Annotated in this window: 17 protein-coding genes; 15 read left to right on the top strand and 2 right to left on the bottom strand. The window is 43.8% G+C overall.

The window, feature by feature from the left end:
- Window positions 1-53 precede the first annotated feature (53 nt).
- Both AC20MK_RS07320 and AC20MK_RS07315 read right to left on the bottom strand, forming a co-directional pair.
- Window positions 54-1,268 (bottom strand): hypothetical protein, encoded by a 1,215-nt coding sequence (locus AC20MK_RS07320; RefSeq protein ID WP_487355212.1) that lies wholly within the window; start codon window positions 1,266-1,268, stop codon window positions 54-56.
- Between the two features lie 51 nt (window positions 1,269-1,319).
- Window positions 1,320-2,963 carry a BatD family protein gene (locus tag AC20MK_RS07315; protein WP_487355211.1) on the bottom strand — a complete coding sequence of 548 codons (1,644 nt, stop codon included), beginning with the start codon at window positions 2,961-2,963 and terminating at the stop codon, window positions 1,320-1,322.
- Window positions 2,964-3,422: 459 nt separating this feature from the next.
- Between AC20MK_RS07315 and AC20MK_RS07310 the strand changes: the two genes are divergently transcribed.
- From AC20MK_RS07310 to AC20MK_RS07240, 15 genes are all read left to right on the top strand, one after another.
- Entirely contained in the window at window positions 3,423-3,905 is a 483-nt protein-coding gene (locus AC20MK_RS07310; RefSeq protein ID WP_487355210.1) for a hypothetical protein, read from the top strand.
- A 541-nt stretch (window positions 3,906-4,446) separates the two neighbouring features.
- Window positions 4,447-5,955, top strand: coding sequence for an APC family permease (locus AC20MK_RS07305; RefSeq protein ID WP_487355209.1), 1,509 nt, complete (start codon window positions 4,447-4,449; stop codon window positions 5,953-5,955).
- 201 nt (window positions 5,956-6,156) lie between these two features.
- Window positions 6,157-6,579 carry a response regulator gene (locus tag AC20MK_RS07300; protein WP_487355208.1) on the top strand — a complete coding sequence of 141 codons (423 nt, stop codon included), beginning with the start codon at window positions 6,157-6,159 and terminating at the stop codon, window positions 6,577-6,579.
- A gap of 433 nt (window positions 6,580-7,012) precedes the next feature.
- Window positions 7,013-7,444, top strand: a complete 432-nt coding sequence (locus AC20MK_RS07295; RefSeq protein ID WP_487357084.1) for a DUF61 family protein — start codon at window positions 7,013-7,015, stop codon at window positions 7,442-7,444.
- Between the two features lie 109 nt (window positions 7,445-7,553).
- Window positions 7,554-7,877, top strand: coding sequence for a transcriptional regulator (locus tag AC20MK_RS07290; RefSeq protein WP_487357083.1), 324 nt, complete (start codon window positions 7,554-7,556; stop codon window positions 7,875-7,877).
- A gap of 318 nt (window positions 7,878-8,195) precedes the next feature.
- Window positions 8,196-8,987 (top strand): sulfide-dependent adenosine diphosphate thiazole synthase, encoded by a 792-nt coding sequence (locus AC20MK_RS07285; RefSeq protein ID WP_487355207.1) that lies wholly within the window; start codon window positions 8,196-8,198, stop codon window positions 8,985-8,987.
- 193 nt (window positions 8,988-9,180) lie between these two features.
- Window positions 9,181-10,350 carry a cysteine desulfurase family protein gene (locus AC20MK_RS07280; protein WP_487355206.1) on the top strand — a complete coding sequence of 390 codons (1,170 nt, stop codon included), beginning with the start codon at window positions 9,181-9,183 and terminating at the stop codon, window positions 10,348-10,350.
- Window positions 10,351-10,381: 31 nt separating this feature from the next.
- Window positions 10,382-11,017, top strand: coding sequence for an iron-sulfur cluster assembly scaffold protein (locus AC20MK_RS07275; RefSeq protein ID WP_487355205.1), 636 nt, complete (start codon window positions 10,382-10,384; stop codon window positions 11,015-11,017).
- Window positions 11,018-11,067: 50 nt separating this feature from the next.
- On the top strand, window positions 11,068-11,355 hold the full coding sequence (locus tag AC20MK_RS07270; protein WP_487355204.1) for a hypothetical protein: 288 nt from the start codon (window positions 11,068-11,070) through the stop codon (window positions 11,353-11,355).
- A 259-nt stretch (window positions 11,356-11,614) separates the two neighbouring features.
- Window positions 11,615-12,205 (top strand): FmdE family protein, encoded by a 591-nt coding sequence (locus AC20MK_RS07265; RefSeq protein WP_487355203.1) that lies wholly within the window; start codon window positions 11,615-11,617, stop codon window positions 12,203-12,205.
- A gap of 16 nt (window positions 12,206-12,221) precedes the next feature.
- Window positions 12,222-13,250 (top strand): 4Fe-4S binding protein, encoded by a 1,029-nt coding sequence (locus AC20MK_RS07260; RefSeq protein ID WP_487357082.1) that lies wholly within the window; start codon window positions 12,222-12,224, stop codon window positions 13,248-13,250.
- The gene (locus AC20MK_RS07255; protein WP_487355202.1) at window positions 13,250-15,004 is read left to right on the top strand and encodes a formylmethanofuran dehydrogenase subunit A; all 1,755 of its coding nucleotides are present in this window, start codon (window positions 13,250-13,252) and stop codon (window positions 15,002-15,004) included. The genes AC20MK_RS07260 and AC20MK_RS07255 overlap by 1 nt, the downstream gene beginning before the upstream one ends.
- 4 nt (window positions 15,005-15,008) lie before the next feature.
- Window positions 15,009-15,818 carry a formylmethanofuran dehydrogenase subunit C gene (locus AC20MK_RS07250; protein ID WP_487355201.1) on the top strand — a complete coding sequence of 270 codons (810 nt, stop codon included), beginning with the start codon at window positions 15,009-15,011 and terminating at the stop codon, window positions 15,816-15,818.
- 9 nt (window positions 15,819-15,827) lie between these two features.
- Window positions 15,828-16,217, top strand: a complete 390-nt coding sequence (locus AC20MK_RS07245; protein WP_487355200.1) for a molybdopterin dinucleotide binding domain-containing protein — start codon at window positions 15,828-15,830, stop codon at window positions 16,215-16,217.
- A gap of 1 nt (window position 16,218) precedes the next feature.
- Entirely contained in the window at window positions 16,219-17,526 is a 1,308-nt protein-coding gene (locus tag AC20MK_RS07240; RefSeq protein ID WP_487355199.1) for a formylmethanofuran dehydrogenase subunit B, read from the top strand.

Genomic DNA, 17,526 nt, shown 5'->3' with positions numbered 1-17,526 from the left:
TCCAAACTCCTGAAAGGGCTATATAGGTTTCGTTCAGTGAATTCCATTATTTGTCAGAAGGAAAGGGCTTCGTTGATTATTTGAAATGTGGTATCCACAAGGTCTCTGATCGATCTAATATTTCCATATCTGGGAATATCAGCTTCTATTATCCTATCTTCAGAATTGCTATTGGAAGTGTTCATCTGTGGCCTTGTATAGTCATCATGCTCTTCGATGACCTCTACTTCCTCATCTTCAAAGATATTGATTAGATAATATCTATTTGTTCTTACTGTGCCGGAATAACCCTTTGCATCAGTAAATTCAATGACTGCTGAAGGTACGATCATATTACCCTGGATATTTTCCATGTGGACGCTGTATGACAAAATAGTGGTGTTCTCCGGGAAAAGTACAAGGTTTGCCGAGGTCTCGCCTTCAATAAATTTGGAATCGATGATCATCTCATCGTGAACCCTGATATGTGCTGCCCTGTCACCTTCGTTCTTGACATTCACCGTGATGTCGAGTACCTCCGGATCAGTTTCATTTCCTTTAACGGTCTTTGTAGCGTTGATGTAAGGGCCATGAACTATCAAGTTGGTCGAATTGCTGTATTGGAAATAGGTGATCCCTTTATTGACAAACCGTATCTCTGTGGGGGGTATGGTATAATTTCCCGGATACAATGCTTTTACCGAATACTGGATCACTTCCTTTGAGTAGGGGCTAAGGTCCGAAATATGGATATCTTCTATTTCCGGGTCGAGTATAAGGTTCTCTGGAAGGGTTTCATTGATGGAGATCTCGTCTAGGCTGGTGCCTCTAAGGTTGTGTAACTGGATGGTGATGTATGCCCGCTCATCAATATTTGCATTCTTTAATTTTGTCTTCGAGACTTGAAGTGTTTTGTTGACCCAGCTTTCAGCATCGGTTTCTGTGACATTGAAAATTGAAACTCCTATCTTCGCATAAGGGACGGGTATGTCATCCCCGGTCACTACTTCCAGAGCAGTTATGTTCAACCTTCCCTCGATGATCTTGCTGTCAGGTAGATCACTATTATTTACCGAGAGCATAACATTCCATTCTTCTGAACTTTCTGAAAGGACCGTGAGCATAACATAGTCTGTATCAGTATCAAATGGCCTTGCCTTTGAAAAATCATGTGCTGTTATCAATGATCCATTCATATCGATACTGTCACCCCAGTACAGTGTATGGTTAACACGTTCTTCCCAGTTCCCATTCTCCTCTGCTGCTATGGGTGCATTCGCTAAGGCCAAGATCAAGACAGCTAGTATAATGCAAATGTAGGCTTTCATCATATGACCCTTTTAATTTTTCCTTCTCAACAGATATACGCCTGCAATACTGGCAATTGCGAAAAATGATCCAAACCCGGGTTGAACCTTTTCTTCACTTTGTTCAAGGTTGTTTACAAAACTCTCTCCAGAAGCTGTATGTGATTCAGCCCAAGTGCCTGCAGTGTCGGATATGGTCGAAGTGATTGAAGGATTGGTCTCTTCTACTTCAGGTGGTATCTCTACTGTTATGCTGGGCATGTTCGATATCTTTTCACCTTTGAAACCTTCCATATCGATGAACGTTGCAGTTGCAGGTGGAATTTTAAATATTCCAATTTCGTTCATTTTCAAGATATATGTATAACTGCTGGATTGGTCTTTACCAAGGACCATGTCGAGGATCGTGTCCCCGCTAATGAATGTTGTACCTTCCGGGAACTGGGTCGAAATTACCCTGGTACTGGCATCTCTGTTGCCTTCATTCCTAGCTGTTACTGTTACCTTCACTTCATTTTCAGGTCTTATGGTCGATTTATCCAATGTCTGGGTTATTACGATATCCGGGCCGTTGATGGTTACCTGCGGGGCATTTGATGCGTAGGTATACTCTTTGTCATTGGAAGCTACAAATGATGCAGTTGCTTTAGGGGCAGTAAAGGTACCTTCTTTAAGTGGTTTTAATGAATATGAAAATATTTCTTTCGTTTCGCCTGGTGCGAATGAGAGGGTCTTTTCAAGGGTTATACTATCCTTCAATTCAACACCCTCGATGGTGAAATCCCGTATGGTGACCGAATTAACATTGTAGTTGCCCGAATTGCGGACAGATACAAGAACGTGTGCAGTTTCATCCATGTAGATCTCTTTTGTCATGGACTTAGTGAGTATGAATTCGACCTTCGGCTTAATTGTAATGGTCTTTGATTCGCTGTCCTCATAGGGGTCGTTGTTGATGTCCTTGGCTTCAACTCTGGCATTTATGTCCAGCTTAGTCTCTTCCCATGGGTGAGGCACTTTGAATTTGACCGTTATGGGTTCGGAAGCCTCACCCTTTTCAAGACCATAAATGTCATGTTTGAGCTTTCCATCCACGATCTCCAGTCCCTCGGGCTCAATGGTGAGTTCAATGTTCTTACCCTGTGCATCCCCTGTGTTCTTTACGGAAAATGTCGCTGTGATCGCTTGGTGTGAACCCATGGTCTTCGGGTCATATGTGTCCTTGTCTGTACTGATCGAAATATCAAAATCCGGTAATCCTCTTCTGTAGATCTCTATCTCTGCGGTAGGATCTTCCATCTTGCCGGTCCATTCATCAATGTTCACGGTTACTTTCTTTACATAGACCCTTATGTCCTGTCCATCTGTTTCATCCCTGTACTCAAGGCTCTGGCCGACCCTCATGAAACTGAAATCTTTAATTTCATTGTTCCTTGTCAGTGAAATATGCACATATCCATCTTTGGTGAAATCTTCCGCTTTTACTATGTACCTATCACCACCTACCCCATTAGTCGTCGTATCTCCCCAGTGTAATGTGGAAGTGGCAGTTGATTTCCATTCAACATCCTCGATCGAGTATGCAGATGCGGTTAATGGGAGCAAGCAAAGGAATATCAATAGTGCAGAGACCACTAGTAAAGATATTGGGCGTATGGATACAGCTTTCCGGAACATAGGACACCTTCTTTGAATTGTTGATACTTGATCAGGGTAATTTATTATCGAATAATATGACCTCTGATCAACTTTTAAAATGATCGAATATATTTATGTATTTATTGATTGGTAATATATATTATTGTATTTTATTTAAATTTATAGTTTAAAGTTATTATAAAACCATAATATGGTAATATTTTTCTTTGTATATTCCTGAATCTATAATCCCATCGGTTAACTTATATACTAACTGTTAAGGTATGTTGGACCGTATTGAACAAAAGGGTTCGAATCTCTCCCGCTGCATAGAAAGTTGCTGAAGGCTGGCCTGAATCGGGCTAAGGAAATCGGGAAGGATTTTTAGATAGGGGAAAGCGGTCTTCTATTTTTTATTGGGATGAATGATCTAGGGATGTATTGGGTACGGCTGATGGTTGTTAAAATGAATATATGAATTTAGGAATGGTGAAAAAGATGTCTATTGAGAACGAATTTAGAGAATTTAAAGAAGATGTAATGAAACTTTTGGACTATTTTGAATGTCCCGAGGGATGTGAGAAGTGTAAAAGTATGAAGGAGAAGAGCGGTGACACGGTGGACATGTTCCCATTATGGATCCAGAATGAAGAGTATTCTGATAAAATAGCAATTGCTCCTTGTGATATGGGTGTGGAAATTGCGAAGGCTCTTGCAGAACAGAAGAAATCATTGTTTGCTTATATTGTTGATGTTGGACAAATGGATGAGCAAGAGGCTGTGGAATTGTATGCGTCTTTCCTTGGCAGTGTTGAATTATTGGAGGAACAAAGTAAGACATTTACTGGGACAGAAAAAAGCTGTGGCAATTTGATAGTTGATATAAAGGATGTATATATGCTTTTGTCATATGTGAGTTATGATGAGAACGATCAAGAACAATCCCAAAGATATTTTGATAAGTCTTTAGGCTTGAACTAAGCCTCGCATGGAAAGTTGGGGTATAAGGGAGATCGAGAAAAGGCAACCCCTATAACTTTCTAATTATAATACAGATAAACTCGGGTAAATTCAAATAACAGCTGGTGCATTAATTGCTGATATCATGAGACGAATCAATGGGAATATATTTCTCACTGACTATATTAATTTTCAAAATATCGTTTCTGATTATCTTTACATGTAATTCTTTTTTTCATCGCCCCTTTTCTATAAAGTCCAGTACTGACCCAAATGATTCTCTCGGTTGTTTTTCAGGCTGAACAGGTAAATCGCATAATTGTTTCCTTCTCTTAAATAATATGGCTATTGATATTGATTTCTTAAAATGACCTTTGAATTATATATAAACTAAAGTCTTTGGAAATTCTCATGTCTTTGGAATATCCAACACTCCTGGTCATTTCTTGTAGGTATGTCCATTTCCAATATCAGTCGAGCTTTCAAAGCAAATTATGCTATATATGATTCTGGTTTATTCTTAATTATTACAAGAAATCAATATTAAAAGGAGTGATGTAATATGTCTGAGGAAAAGAAATCGGGTATAGACTGGAAGCACGCAGAGCAATGTGCTAAAGTTGTCTGTGAAACCGGTGAGCTTGAACGATCGATCGATTGGAAGCAGGGATTGGCTATTGCTATTGGTGTACCTTTATTGATCTTACCTTCGATTGGCTATTTTGCCAGCTATCTATGGTCATTTGCTATTATTGTATGGGGTCTCTCTGTATTCCAGGGATTTATGCAGAACCTCGCTTATGGTGAACTCGCAACTACATTCCCTAATGCATCCGGTCTGCCTGGATTTGCACAGAATGTTTTCAAATCACCTAATCATGAAGGAAAGTATGACAAGGGTAAATTGATCGGTGGATTCAGTGCATGGAGTTACTGGTTCGCATGGAACCCTGTACTTGCTATCTTCGCAATTCTTATTGGTTTTTATCTCCACAGTTTGTTCCCCTCACTTGCAGCAACTTTCAGCCAGTACCAGCTTTCAATGATAGCAGGTGTTGTGATATTTGGTGGTCTTATTCTTGTGAACTACCGTGGACTTTCGAGTGGTGCTACTGTGGGTTATATCCTCGCAGCATTCTCACTTATCCCAATGGCAATTATTACACTGGCTCCTTATGCAACCGGCGACTTCGCAATGTCTAACATAACCAGTACCTGGTTGCCAACTGACTGGGCATGGGATTTCCATCATATCTTGATCTTGCTCGGTATCTTTGCAATGGCTCAGTGGAGTGCTTGTGCATGGGAAACTGCAGCTATTTATGGTCCGGAATATAAGAAACCTGGGTCCGATGTACCAAAGGCATTGTTCTCCTGTGGTGCTATCTGTCTGGTAGCTTTCATCCTTGTACAGATGACCATTACTGGTGTACTGGGCATCGATGGTATTGCAGCTGCACCAATTGACCCAATGCTCCCACTTGCACAGATAGCACTCGGTAGCTTCGGTTCAACGATCGCTATTGTAATGCTCATTGCAGCAATGGTCCTTATCATCCAGACTGCATACCTTGGTGCTTCAAGAGCAATGCACTCAATGGCAACTGAAGGAAATCTTCCTAAAGTATTTGCAAAGACAAACGCACATGGTACTCCTGTACTCGCAATGGTCGTTATCGGTATCTTCAACCTTGTACTGATCTCAATGGGTACTCCATCAGCTATCCTTGCTGCATCAGCGATCGGATATGTTTGTGCTAACGGTATCAGCCTTTTCGCATACGTAAAGGCAAAATCAAGGCCGGACCTTGCTGGTCTTGACAGGCCATTCAAGGCACCAACCGGATGGAAGAACGTTGCATTGATGTTTGGTCTCTTCAACCTTCCTCTCTGTCTGATCGGTGTGATCTACCTTAACAGTGTTGAAGGAAGCTGGTTCTCAACAATTGTCGGTATCTGTGTACTTGCTCTGTATGTCCCAATGTGGTTCTATTCACAGCATGAGGCACATACTGACAAGATGGCTGCTATAAATGTAAGTATGGTATCAGCAACTTCAAAGAAGAAGTGATAGGAAACAACTCCTCTATCTGTTGAAAAGTCCCCGGATATCTCCGGGGAATGTTACCTTTTTAGATGAAAAACTGGGATTCTGATCAGTAATATGAAAATGTCCGTAATGAGTGACGGTATGCATTGCAGTATGAAATGAATGGAAGCATATGGATATGGGTACGAGATCAGTCATTTTTGGGATGATCTGGATGTTACTATGAAAAGTAAAAAAATAGTTGTTGTTGAAGTTGAACTGATCGTTCGTATGATGATCAAGTTGAAGCTTGAGAAGATGGGTTACTCTGTAACTGGTTTTGCTTCAAATGGCAAAGACGCTATTTCTATGGTAGATGCATTCCATCCTGATCTAATACTTATGGATATAAGGTTAAAGGGTGGGATGGATGGCATCGAAACCGCTATGAAGATCCGTGAGTCATACAACATCCCCATTATCTTTCTAACAGCAGATTCTTCTAAGGAAACGCGTGAGAGGGCAAGTCTGGTAGGTCATCATTTTTACCTCACGAAACCATTTATGGATGAAGATCTGGGGTATATTGTTCATTCTGTGTTTTACAACTCCGTGGATAAAGCAGGAGAAGTCCACGAAACGAAGTCTATATTATGCAAAACATGATGGTTTCAAGATTAGATTGCGTAAATTCGGGATGCAATTAAGTATTGATCGGTATATAAGAAGCAAAGTTGATCTTTCGAAATATCTATGGACTTGAAGGGTATATGAAGGCTAATGCTACTGAAGTATGTGAAATGCTGAAGAAGAATATGTGATTCTAATTTTCATTTCCAAAATTACATTGTTAATATTTTTAACTTTTCTCATCTCCTAATTGTCGCCTAATTTCCGTAGCAAATCTACAAAAGTGACAACTATTCTCATAAAATTAAGCCTTTGAGATTTCACTCTGGCAATCTTCGCCCCTGTCAAAACTTTCTTGTAGCGGCAAGCACTAAAAATTAATCTAAAGAACAGCATATGTGCCTAATAGTGTTAAAAACGGACACTCGAGGTAATAGCCGTTCCCAATAACAATATCGAAGTGAGCGATATGTTAGGAAGACTGCCGGATTCGGATGACTCAGTTCTTATGGGGTGGATGAGGTCGGAGATAGGCAAGATCAATAAGGAGATCGTTGCTGAGAGGAAACCCCTTTCTCAGTTGCTTGGGGAGGATATCCCATCTTCTAAGACAAAGAGTGGCACTGAGCATTTATTCGATAAAGAGACACTAAGTGTGCTTGAAGAGGGTCTTCCGGAAGAACTCCATGGAAGGCTCAGGCTTCCAATTCTATTCTTCCTTGATCACCGTGTGGAAGATAGTTGTTTTCTCAATGATGAAAATGCTGTCAAAGCTCTCCAGATAATGGGGGAGCTAAGCAAATCCCGGAGTCTCAATGAAGGCAAATTATGGGTGGGAAAAAGTATTGCCTATTCCATCATGAGAAAATATCCAACTGCAATACAGGTAGTGATGGGATGAATCGTTCTTTCTCATGCAAAGCTCCTAGCAAATTCACAATAGTGAACATTTAAATAAGATACGAAAAACTATAAGTCATTGTGAAGTATCCGAAGGTATTATAATGAAAATGGAAACTCCTTGTCAGGCAGTAGTATGGGATGTCCTCCCTGCGATACGCGCAGCACTTGCGGTTGAGCTTGTGAACAATGGCATTGCTCAAAAGGAAGTTGCAAGGCTCTTTGGTATGGCTCCTTCTGCTGTTTCTCAGTACCTGACCAAAAAAAGAGGTTATCGCATCGAATTCGATGACGATATACAAGAAGCGATCTCTCGTCTGGCTGTTGAGATACAGGAAGGCAAGATCGAGAATGTTTCTGCAAAGATATGTGATATATGCAGAAATTTAAGGACCGGGGAAGATGCCTGTCCTGTGGGACCTACTGAACTATAAAGATCTCGCATTTTATGAGCTATTGTTGGTCCAGGGTCAGCCTTTGCTTTGATCATTTTGCCCTGCTGTTTTAGTTGGCTTATATTCCTTTTTTATATTGACAATTTTGTAATCAAGCGCAATATCTAAATAAGATATCACGAGTTCACTATCGTGAAGTCACGATTGTGAATCAATTGATCTGGTTGGATTGCAGAGTTGCCATGTGTTCGACTGCAGCTCGGACATGTGAGGGTAGATGCGCATTCTGGACTTCGATCTGATATGAACGGGAAAATTCCTGTAAAATTTGCATTTCATCTCTTAAAAGGTGTATATATGAATCAATTCGCACAAGCAACTGAAAAAGATATTACGCGTTCGATAGTTGAAGAATTCCTTGGAGAGTTCCTGGATCACATAGAAAGTGATGTGATCATCGTTGGCGGAGGACCAAGTGGTCTTGTGGCAGCAAGGGACCTTGCATCCAAGGGCATAAAGACCGTTGTGCTTGAGAGCAACAATTACTTTGGTGGCGGTTTCTGGTTAGGCGGTTACCTGATGAACAAGGTCACAGTAAGGGCACCTGCACAGAGGATCTTTGACCAGCTTGGAGTTCCTTACAAGGAAGTGCCTCACATAAAGGAAGGTCTCTATGTAGCAGATGCACCTTCTGCATGTTCAAAACTTATCTCCGCTGCCTGTGATGCAGGCGCTTTCATGTTGAACATGAACAAGTTCGATGATGTTGTTCTCAGGGATGGTCGTGTATGCGGTGCTGTTACCAACTGGACACCTGTCTCAGCATTACCACGTGCCATAACCTGTGTGGATCCTGTGGCCATCGAGACTAAATGCGTTATTGATGCAACAGGGCATGATGCAGTTGTGGCCAACTCCCTGGCGAGCCGTGGCCTGGTAGACCTTAAAGGTTTCTTAGGAATGGATGTTGATAATTCCGAAGATGCTGTGGTCAATAACACCTCAGAGATCTTCCCTGGTCTTGTGGTCACTGGAATGGCCGCAGCTACATGCTTTGGTCTTTCCAGGATGGGTCCGACCTTTGGTGGTATGCTGGAGTCCGGTGTAAAAGCTGCAAAGATCGCTGAAGCTATCGTAAAGTCCGTATGATCTTTGTTTAAACAGGTAGTTTATCTACCTGTTCTTCTTTTGATTTTATGGCAGATAGTTAACGATTTATACCGTTGCCGATATAACTTTGTATATATCTCCGATATCTGCCTTAAATTGCCTTTATCATTACGTTTATTTTGGCAGGTCAGTTAATATCTTATTCCACTTAATCTAAGGAGCGTATTGCCAGATGTTCAATGAGACAATCTATCTTGATAATGCTGCAAGTACAAGGCTTGATGAAGCAGTACTTGAAGCGATGAAACCGTATTTCTTTGATGCCTATGCAGTTGCTACGTCTGAATTCGGTTATTCCATGGGCATTGATGCCAAGGAAGGGCTTGAAAGGTCCCGTAAGGTCATTGCATCAAGACTTGGTGCGCAAGCTGGCGAGATCGTGTTCACTTCAGGAAGCACCGAATCGAGCAATATGGCAATAAAAGGGGTGCTTTCAGCTCTGAAAGGGAAGAAGGACGATCATCTGATCGTATCCCGTCTGGAAGATTTCCCTGTGCTGAACACAGCCAAGAAACTTGATAAGCAGGGCTATAAGGTAGACTTTATAAATGTCGATGGTGAAGGTATCCTCGACCTCGATATGTTCAGCGATACTATCACTTCGCAAACAGCATTGGTGTCTATTCAGCAGGCAAATCAGGAGATAGGCACTTTGCAGGACCTTAAGGCCATCTCTGATATCTGTCAGGATAAGGATGTTCTGTTGCATACTGATGCCACTCATAGCTTTACGAGGGTCCCTCTGGATGTTAGCAAACTTCCTGTGGACCTTGTAACATTGTCAGCCCATACGATCCATGGTCCCAGAGGTATCGGTGCACTGTATATTCGTGAAGGAACTCCGATCGACAAATGGATGGATGGAGGATTCCAGGAGTCCGATAGACGTGCCGGTGTAGAGAACATTCCGGGTGCGGTGGGATTCGCAAAGGCTGTGGAACTTGTGACCCCTGAGGAGAATGAACGTCTTGCAACGATGAGGGATCGAGTTATCGAAAGGGCAATGGCTGATATTCCTCATGTTACACTAAATGGAAGTGCTACCAGCAGGCTGCCACAGAATGCCAATATGACGTTCCATTATGTGGAGGGTGAATCCATTACATTGCATCTCGATATGATGGGCTTTGCAGTGAGCACAGGCTCTGCATGTTTTAGTCGTTCTCTTGAAGCAAGCCATGTGATACTCGGCATAGGTGGCGATCATGAGAGAGCACACGGTTCACTGCGTTTCAGTTTCGGACGCTTTAATACCATTGAGGATGCAGATGCTATTATAGATGCATTGAAGGACGTTGTTACGAATCTGCGGGCTATCAGCCCTCTGGCAGAGGATAATTGAACTTATAGCGAGAAAATAAAGAGGTGTTTCTATGACTTTCCCATACACAAAAGAGGTACTTGAGCATTTCAGAAATCCACAGAACGTTGGAAAGATGGAGGATCCTGATGGAAAGGGCCTTGAAGGCAGTCCTGCGTGTGGTGATATGGTTGCCGTTTATCTGAAAGTTAATCCTGATACTCTGGTCATCGAGGATATTTCTTTCGAGTCCTATGGTTGTGCATCCAATATCGCAACAGCATCTATGATCACTGAGATGGCAAAGGGCAAGACGCTTGAAGAGGCCAAGAAGATCACGTGGAAGGAAGCGGCCAATGCTCTTGGTGGGCTTCCGCCTGTCAAGGCGCATTGTTCCGTGCTTGCGGTCGAGGGGCTTCGTTCTGCTATTCGTGATTATGAAGAGAAGCATGGCATGGTCGTGGAGAATGAGGCCACTACGGTAGAGATTGTCAGTAAGCGTTTGAAGCATGTGATGAATCCGATGGCAGGTCTTGATATCATCAGGACCGAACTTGTGCTAAAGGTAGTTGTCGAGGAAGGAACTGTTCGTATAGTGCTTGATATACCTTCGACACATCAGTTTGCAGCTGCCATAAAGGAAGATATTGTCGATAAGCTGGAGTCTCTGTGGGATATCGAGAGTGTCACGGTTGATTTCATCTCCTGATACTCTTCTATTTCCTTTTTGTATCTGCATTTGATCAGGTTCTGGTAAATATGGAAATTCGTTCGATAGCTCCCTGTACAAGCAAGCCTTCTATTTTTCATGTGGAGGCACAGCTTGAAAATGAGATAGATATTCCAAAGGCATGTGAAGCTCTATCTGTCGAGGAAGGTGTGACCATCAAGTTCCTCAGGTGCTCTGAAGAGCTTGGAGCTATTCGGTTCACTTCAGGTGCTATGATGGTGCTTATCTATGAAAGTGGCAAGATCACTGTAAGACATGCACCCGATGATGCTACTGCCAGGCAGTTGCTCGAAAGGGTTGCTGAGCTTGTGGAGTGAATTTGATGGGCTAAAGGGTCTGTCAATATCTTATGCTTAAAATATGGCCTTTCTTTTTTATTTTCCGTCTTATATGTCCCTTATGTGAAAACGAATTCCAGTGGCTATTTAAACTCCCTGCTGATATTCGACCGGCAACGATAAACTATATATAATTTTCACCGGTATGTTCCTTACTATTAGAAGCGATGCTATCAAGCAAAGCCTATAAGAATCTGGCCGATTCGATGCGTTATTTCATAAATTAAGAGGTCTTCATATGGACGATATGGATACTATTATCAACAGGATAAAAGAGCAAGATCCAGAACTATTTTTACAGATAGAGAAGATCATTCCTTTCCACGGGTACTTGAGCTCGGGGGCACTGATAGGATTACAGATGCTCACTATGGCGAAGAGATTACTCGATGTTAAGGAAGGGGAACGCATCTATGTTACAGCGGAGACATCCAACTGTGTTCCAGATCCATTCCAGATACTCGAAGGTGCTACCATCGGGAACAAGGGAATGAAGATAAAGGACTACGGCAAGATGGCTGTTACCGTGAACAAACGTGGTGCACCGGGCGAGACCAGGATGCCTGCTGTCAGAATATATCTTGACGCAGAAAAGACTGCGGCTTACCCGAGATTGCATGCATGGTTCATGAACCTTGAAAAAGTGCGTCATGAAGAGGTCCTGCCTATATTACTCGAGGCAGGCGAGAAAATTTATTCTTACACTTTTACAGAGATCGAAGTTCCGGTCAAGAAAAGCAAGCAAGTAAGGCTGTGCGAGAAATGTGGAGAGAGCTTCATTCAATATGAAGGCGAAGCACTCTGTGAAGCATGCAGGCATGAGCAGTAATTACGGAGTAGATGAGATGAACGAAATAGTAGTTCAGACAAAAGATAACAAGCAAGTGGTGTATTTACCAGAAAAGTGCATTGGTTGCGGAACCTGTACAATGGTCTGTCCTAAGGACACATTGATCATAGGTTCAGTAGGACCTGTTGCCAGGGGACTCATAAATAAGGAGTACCTGGATATCAGAGAGACATGTATCACATGTGGAATGTGTACTAAGATCTGTCCAACAGGTGCCCTTGAGATGAGAGAAGATGGAAAGCCTGTATGCGATGAGAACTTCCTGTGCAGCTCGCTCGCACCAACAACGGTGAACGATAATTGTGTACACTGTGGTGTATGTGAGCAGATCTGTCCGCAGGGTGCTATCGAGACCAAGCAGTGGCTCGCAAACGATGGCAGTGCACGCATAGATGGTGAGACCATCATCGATCAGGAAACCTGCGTACACTGTGGATGGTGTGGCGAGGTATGTCCAACTAATGCTATCACTGTGCAGAAACCTTTCGAGGGTACATGGGAACGCGCAGAGGATGTCTGTCAGGCATGCCGAACCTGTGTGGATGTATGTCCATGCAATGCACTGTTCAATCCAGAATGGGCTCCAGGAGAAAGAGTTGACAAGGTCGCTCAGCGTGCTGATGCATGTATCTACTGTGGAGCATGTGCTGTTTCCTGTCCTGTAAGAGCTATCGATGTCCAGAAGACAGCGATCGTTCCTGACATGAACAAGAAAGCTCTATTTGAGAAGAAACTTCTCAACAAGCCATCAGCAACCCCTGTATTGACCTCTGTCCTGGTGACAGATGAAGATGCATGTCTTGGCTGTGGTAACTGTGTCATCATGTGTCCTGTCAATGCAAACTCCTCAAAGAACCTTGCAGCAGGTTCACTAAACGATCTTGAATTTGATGGGAAACCACTCCTTGAGGTAATGAACGGTACTGTCAAAGTAGTCGATCAGGAAGTATGTGGCTCATGTGGTGCATGTGCTCTCATCTGCCCGGTCTCTGCGATCTGGCTTGAGAAGAGGGAGGTTGAATAATGGCTGGAACTATTGTAATTAAGAACGGATATGTTTATGATCCGCTCAATGAAGTGAACGGTGAGAAGCAGGACATCTTCATCAAGGACGGCGTGGTAGTTTCCGAACTTTCCGCAGCTGACATGAAGGATGCTAAGATAGTTGATGCAACAGGCAAGACCGTAATGCCTGGTGGTGTCGATTCTCACACACACATTGCTGGTGCTAAGGTAAACGTCGGTAGGATGATGCGTCCTGAAGATGGTTACAAGGCAACATTGGCAAAGACCGATATTACCCATTCAGGCTCAGGAGAGACCGTACCATCCGTCTACATGGAAGGTTACGAATACTCCAAGATGGGATACACCACTGCTTTTGAAGCAGCTGTTCCTCCAATGGAAGCACGCCATACTCACGAAGAGATGCGTTCCATTCCAATGCTCGATATGGGTGGCTACCTTGTTCTCGGTAACAACTGGTTCATGATGCGCTACCTGAAGGAAGGCGACGTCGACAGGGCAGCAGCATATGTTGCATGGATGATGAGAACCCACAAGACATATGGTATCAAATGTGTCAATCCTGGTGGAGTCGAGAACTGGGGCTGGGGTAAGAACGTTTCTTCCCTTGATGAAGCAAACATCCACTTCGAGATAACTCCAAGAGAGATCATCGATGGGCTGACCGAAGTGAATGAAATGCTCGGTATGCCAATGTCAGTGCACCTTCACGCAAACAACCTTGGTCATCCAGGAAACTTTGAGACAACAAAGGAATCCTTGAAAATGTCCAAAAATGCGAAAGTAAAGCAGGACATGGGTGTTGACTGGGCTGAGACAAAGATCGATGCAAGCAGAGACCAGTCCGTGTACCTCACACACATGATGTTCAACGCATTTGGCGGTACATCCTGGCGTGACTTCGAGTCCGGTGTCAAACCTCTTACAGATTATATCAATAGCACTGACCATGTTGTAATTGACAGTGGTTGTGTACCATTTGGTGAAGCAACATGCATGACCGGTGATGGTCCTTCCATCCACGATCTCTCAGTGCTTACCGGTGGCAAATGGTCAAACACAGATGTTGAACTCGAATGTGGTTCAGGTGTCTGTCCATTCACATACCTTAAGAGCAACCCTGTTCACAGTACCCAGTGGGCAATGGGTCTTGAATGCCTGCTCCTGATCGATAATCCATGGAAGGCTATCATGACAACTGACAGTCCAAACGGTGGACCATTCACCAAATACCCACTTGTTATGAGCTGGTTGATGTCCGAGAAGTTCAGGGACCAGACATTCAGTGAATGCCACCCATGGGCAAACGACAGAAGTACACTCGGTGGCGTTGACAGGGAAATGTCCCTTTATGATATTGCTATCATGACCCGTGCTAACCCAGCAAAGACCATTGGTATGGCACACAGGAAGGGTAGCTTCGGTATCGGTGCTGACGGTGATGTTACTGTTTACGACATCGACCCAACAAAGATCGACACCAGGGAATATTCTGACCTGATCAACAAGTTCAGCACTGCTGAATACACTGTCAAGGGCGGAGAAATTGTCTGTCACGATGGTGAGATCACCATGATCCCTGAGAAGAGGACCTACTACACCGATGCGAGTGTTCCGGACGCAAACGAGAAAGAAATGCTTAAGGATGTTCAGGAATGGTTCAGATACTATTCACACGGATTCAACCACTATCCAACACCTGAGAAATACCTTGTAAACCCAACAGCTATCAAGGCAAACATGGAGCAGTGAGAGCATGGCAGAAGTCATTCTTACAATAAATACTGAAATTGGTATCAAAGTAGAAGCAGATGTTATCACTCCTGATACATTTGCCGGCAAGAACAAGAGCGAGATCGAGGCTTTGCAGGTCTGGCAGGGTGCGGAGCAGTTCCCACTCTCTGCATTCTTCAATGTAGAAGGCGAAGCTGGTGCTTCCGCAGAGGAAACTTCCATAGTCATCAAAGGCGATGCTTCAAGAGTAAAACGCATCGGTGAAAAGATGACTGCAGGCAAGATCACAATTGAGGGATCTGTCAGCATGCATGTCGGTTCCGAGATGGAAGGTGGCGAGATCCTTGTAAAAGGTGATGCTGATTCCTGGGCAGGCATGGAGATGAAAGGCGGACTCCTCCACATCGAAGGTAATGCAAATGACCACGTTGGTTGTGCATACCGTGGTAAGTGGGTAGGAATGTCCGGCGGACGCATCGTTGTCGATGGTAATGCTAACAATAACCTCGGTGGCGGTATCAGCGGCGGAGAGATCATCGTTGGTGGAAATGTCGGTCACTACACTGGCATTCGCCAGAACGGCGGTCTTATCGCTGTAAAAGGAAACGCTATTCGTGCAGTTGCTGCTGAGATGACAGCAGGTACAATGGTCGTTAACGGAACCATCGAAAGGTTCTCTCCTGGATTTGAATATGTGACAAACGAAAGCGACCTTAAGTTCGATGATATAGAATGCCCAGGTGAGTTCATGAAGTTCCTCGGTGACAATGCGATCACAAAGAGGCCAAAGGGCACACTCTATGTCAATCAGGACGCAAACATGAATCTGTGAGGTGTGATAATGAAAGTATTACTTAACACAGGAAGTACCATTGATGAGGGCAGACTCGCTAAAGGTGGTAACAAATATTCAGAGGCTTACGTAAAGGAGTGTGCAGTATGCTGGCTCTCCCCCTCTAATTTTGAATCCCTTGGATGCCCGGAAAAAGTAAAAGTAACAAGTAAGGACGAAAAACACTCCATCATAGTCTACACAAAATGCACAGATGCTATGATGGATGGCGATGTGTTCATGCCAAGGGCTATCTGGTCCAACGTGATCATTGACCCATATACATTCTCAACAGGTTCCCCTCTCTACAAAGGCAGTCCCGTAACTGTCGAAGCAGCAGAAGGTGAGGTATTGAGCGCAGAGGATGTTGTCCTTAATCTCTATATGGGAGGTAAATGATATGGTTTTTAAGAACATTATGTGTCCTGTATGCGGAGCTTCATGTGACGATATCCAGGTAGAGCTTGGAGATAACGAGATCACTGTCAAGAACGCATGCAAGATGGGTAATGCAAAGTTCCAGGAAGTCGTAAGCTCACACCGTCTTAAGGACCCACTTGTTAAAAAGAACGGTAAGCTTGAGAAAGCTGCATGGGACGAGGCACTTACAAAGGCTGCAGAGATGCTTGTGAACGCAAAGAGACCTCTTTTCTTCCTCGGAAGTGAGACCTCATGCGAAGCACAGGAAGTCGGTCTTCACATCGCTGAGTATCTTGGCGGTGTGGCTGATTCCAACGCAACCATCTGCCACGGTCCTACTGTAATGGGTATCCAGGAAAGCGGATGTCCAGGTGCAACAGCAGGTCAGACCAAGAACAGAGCAGATGTGAACATCTACTGGGGATCCAACCCTCTGGCATCCATGCCAAGACACATGTCAAAGTATGCTGTCTTCCCAAGAGGATACTGGTCCAAGAGAGGAAGGTTCGATCGTAAGGTCATCACCGTTGACCCAAGAAGGACCGACACAGCAGTAGCATCAGACCTTCACATACAGCTCAAACCAAACTCTGACTATGAGCTTTTGAGCGCACTGTTGACCATTCTTAACGGAAAGCGTCCACACCCATCCGTAGAGGAGATCACAGGTGTGCCAATTTCCGCAATGGATGAGATGGTCGAAGTAATGATGAACGCAAACTTCGGTAGCATCTCAGTCGGTCTTGGCCTTGGTTCTTCAATGGGTAAGCACAGGAACGTTGAGCTTGGTCTCAACCTTGTGAAAGAGCTTAACAACAACCACGGTACAAAGTTCGTACTCGGTGCACTCAGAGGTCACTGTAATGTGGCAGGTTTCAACCAGATCGCATCATATCTGTACGGATATCCATTCGGTATCGACTTCTCAAGAGGCTACCCAAGGTACAACCCTGGAGAGACCACCTGTGTCGATGTACTGAGGGATAAGGACGTAGACGCTGCATTCGTTATGTGTGCTGACCTTGTCAACCACATTCCTGCAGATGCTGCATCCTATCTGGCAGAGATCCCAATGACCTGCCTGGATATTGCTCCATGCCCAACAACAACAGCTTCAGATGTTGTTCTTCCTGGTGTCATCGATGCAATGGAGAATGACGGTACATTCTACAGGCTCGACAACGTGCCAATGTACTTCAAGCCGTTCACAACGTCTCCATTCGAGTTCACACAGAGCAATGAAGACACACTCAAGCAGTTGTTCGCAAAGATAAAGGAAATTGCTTGA

It is taken from the genome of Methanococcoides sp. DA23 (assembly GCF_057593895.1).
Note: the sequence above shows the minus strand (reverse complement) of the source record. Positions and strands in the feature narration are given on the sequence as shown.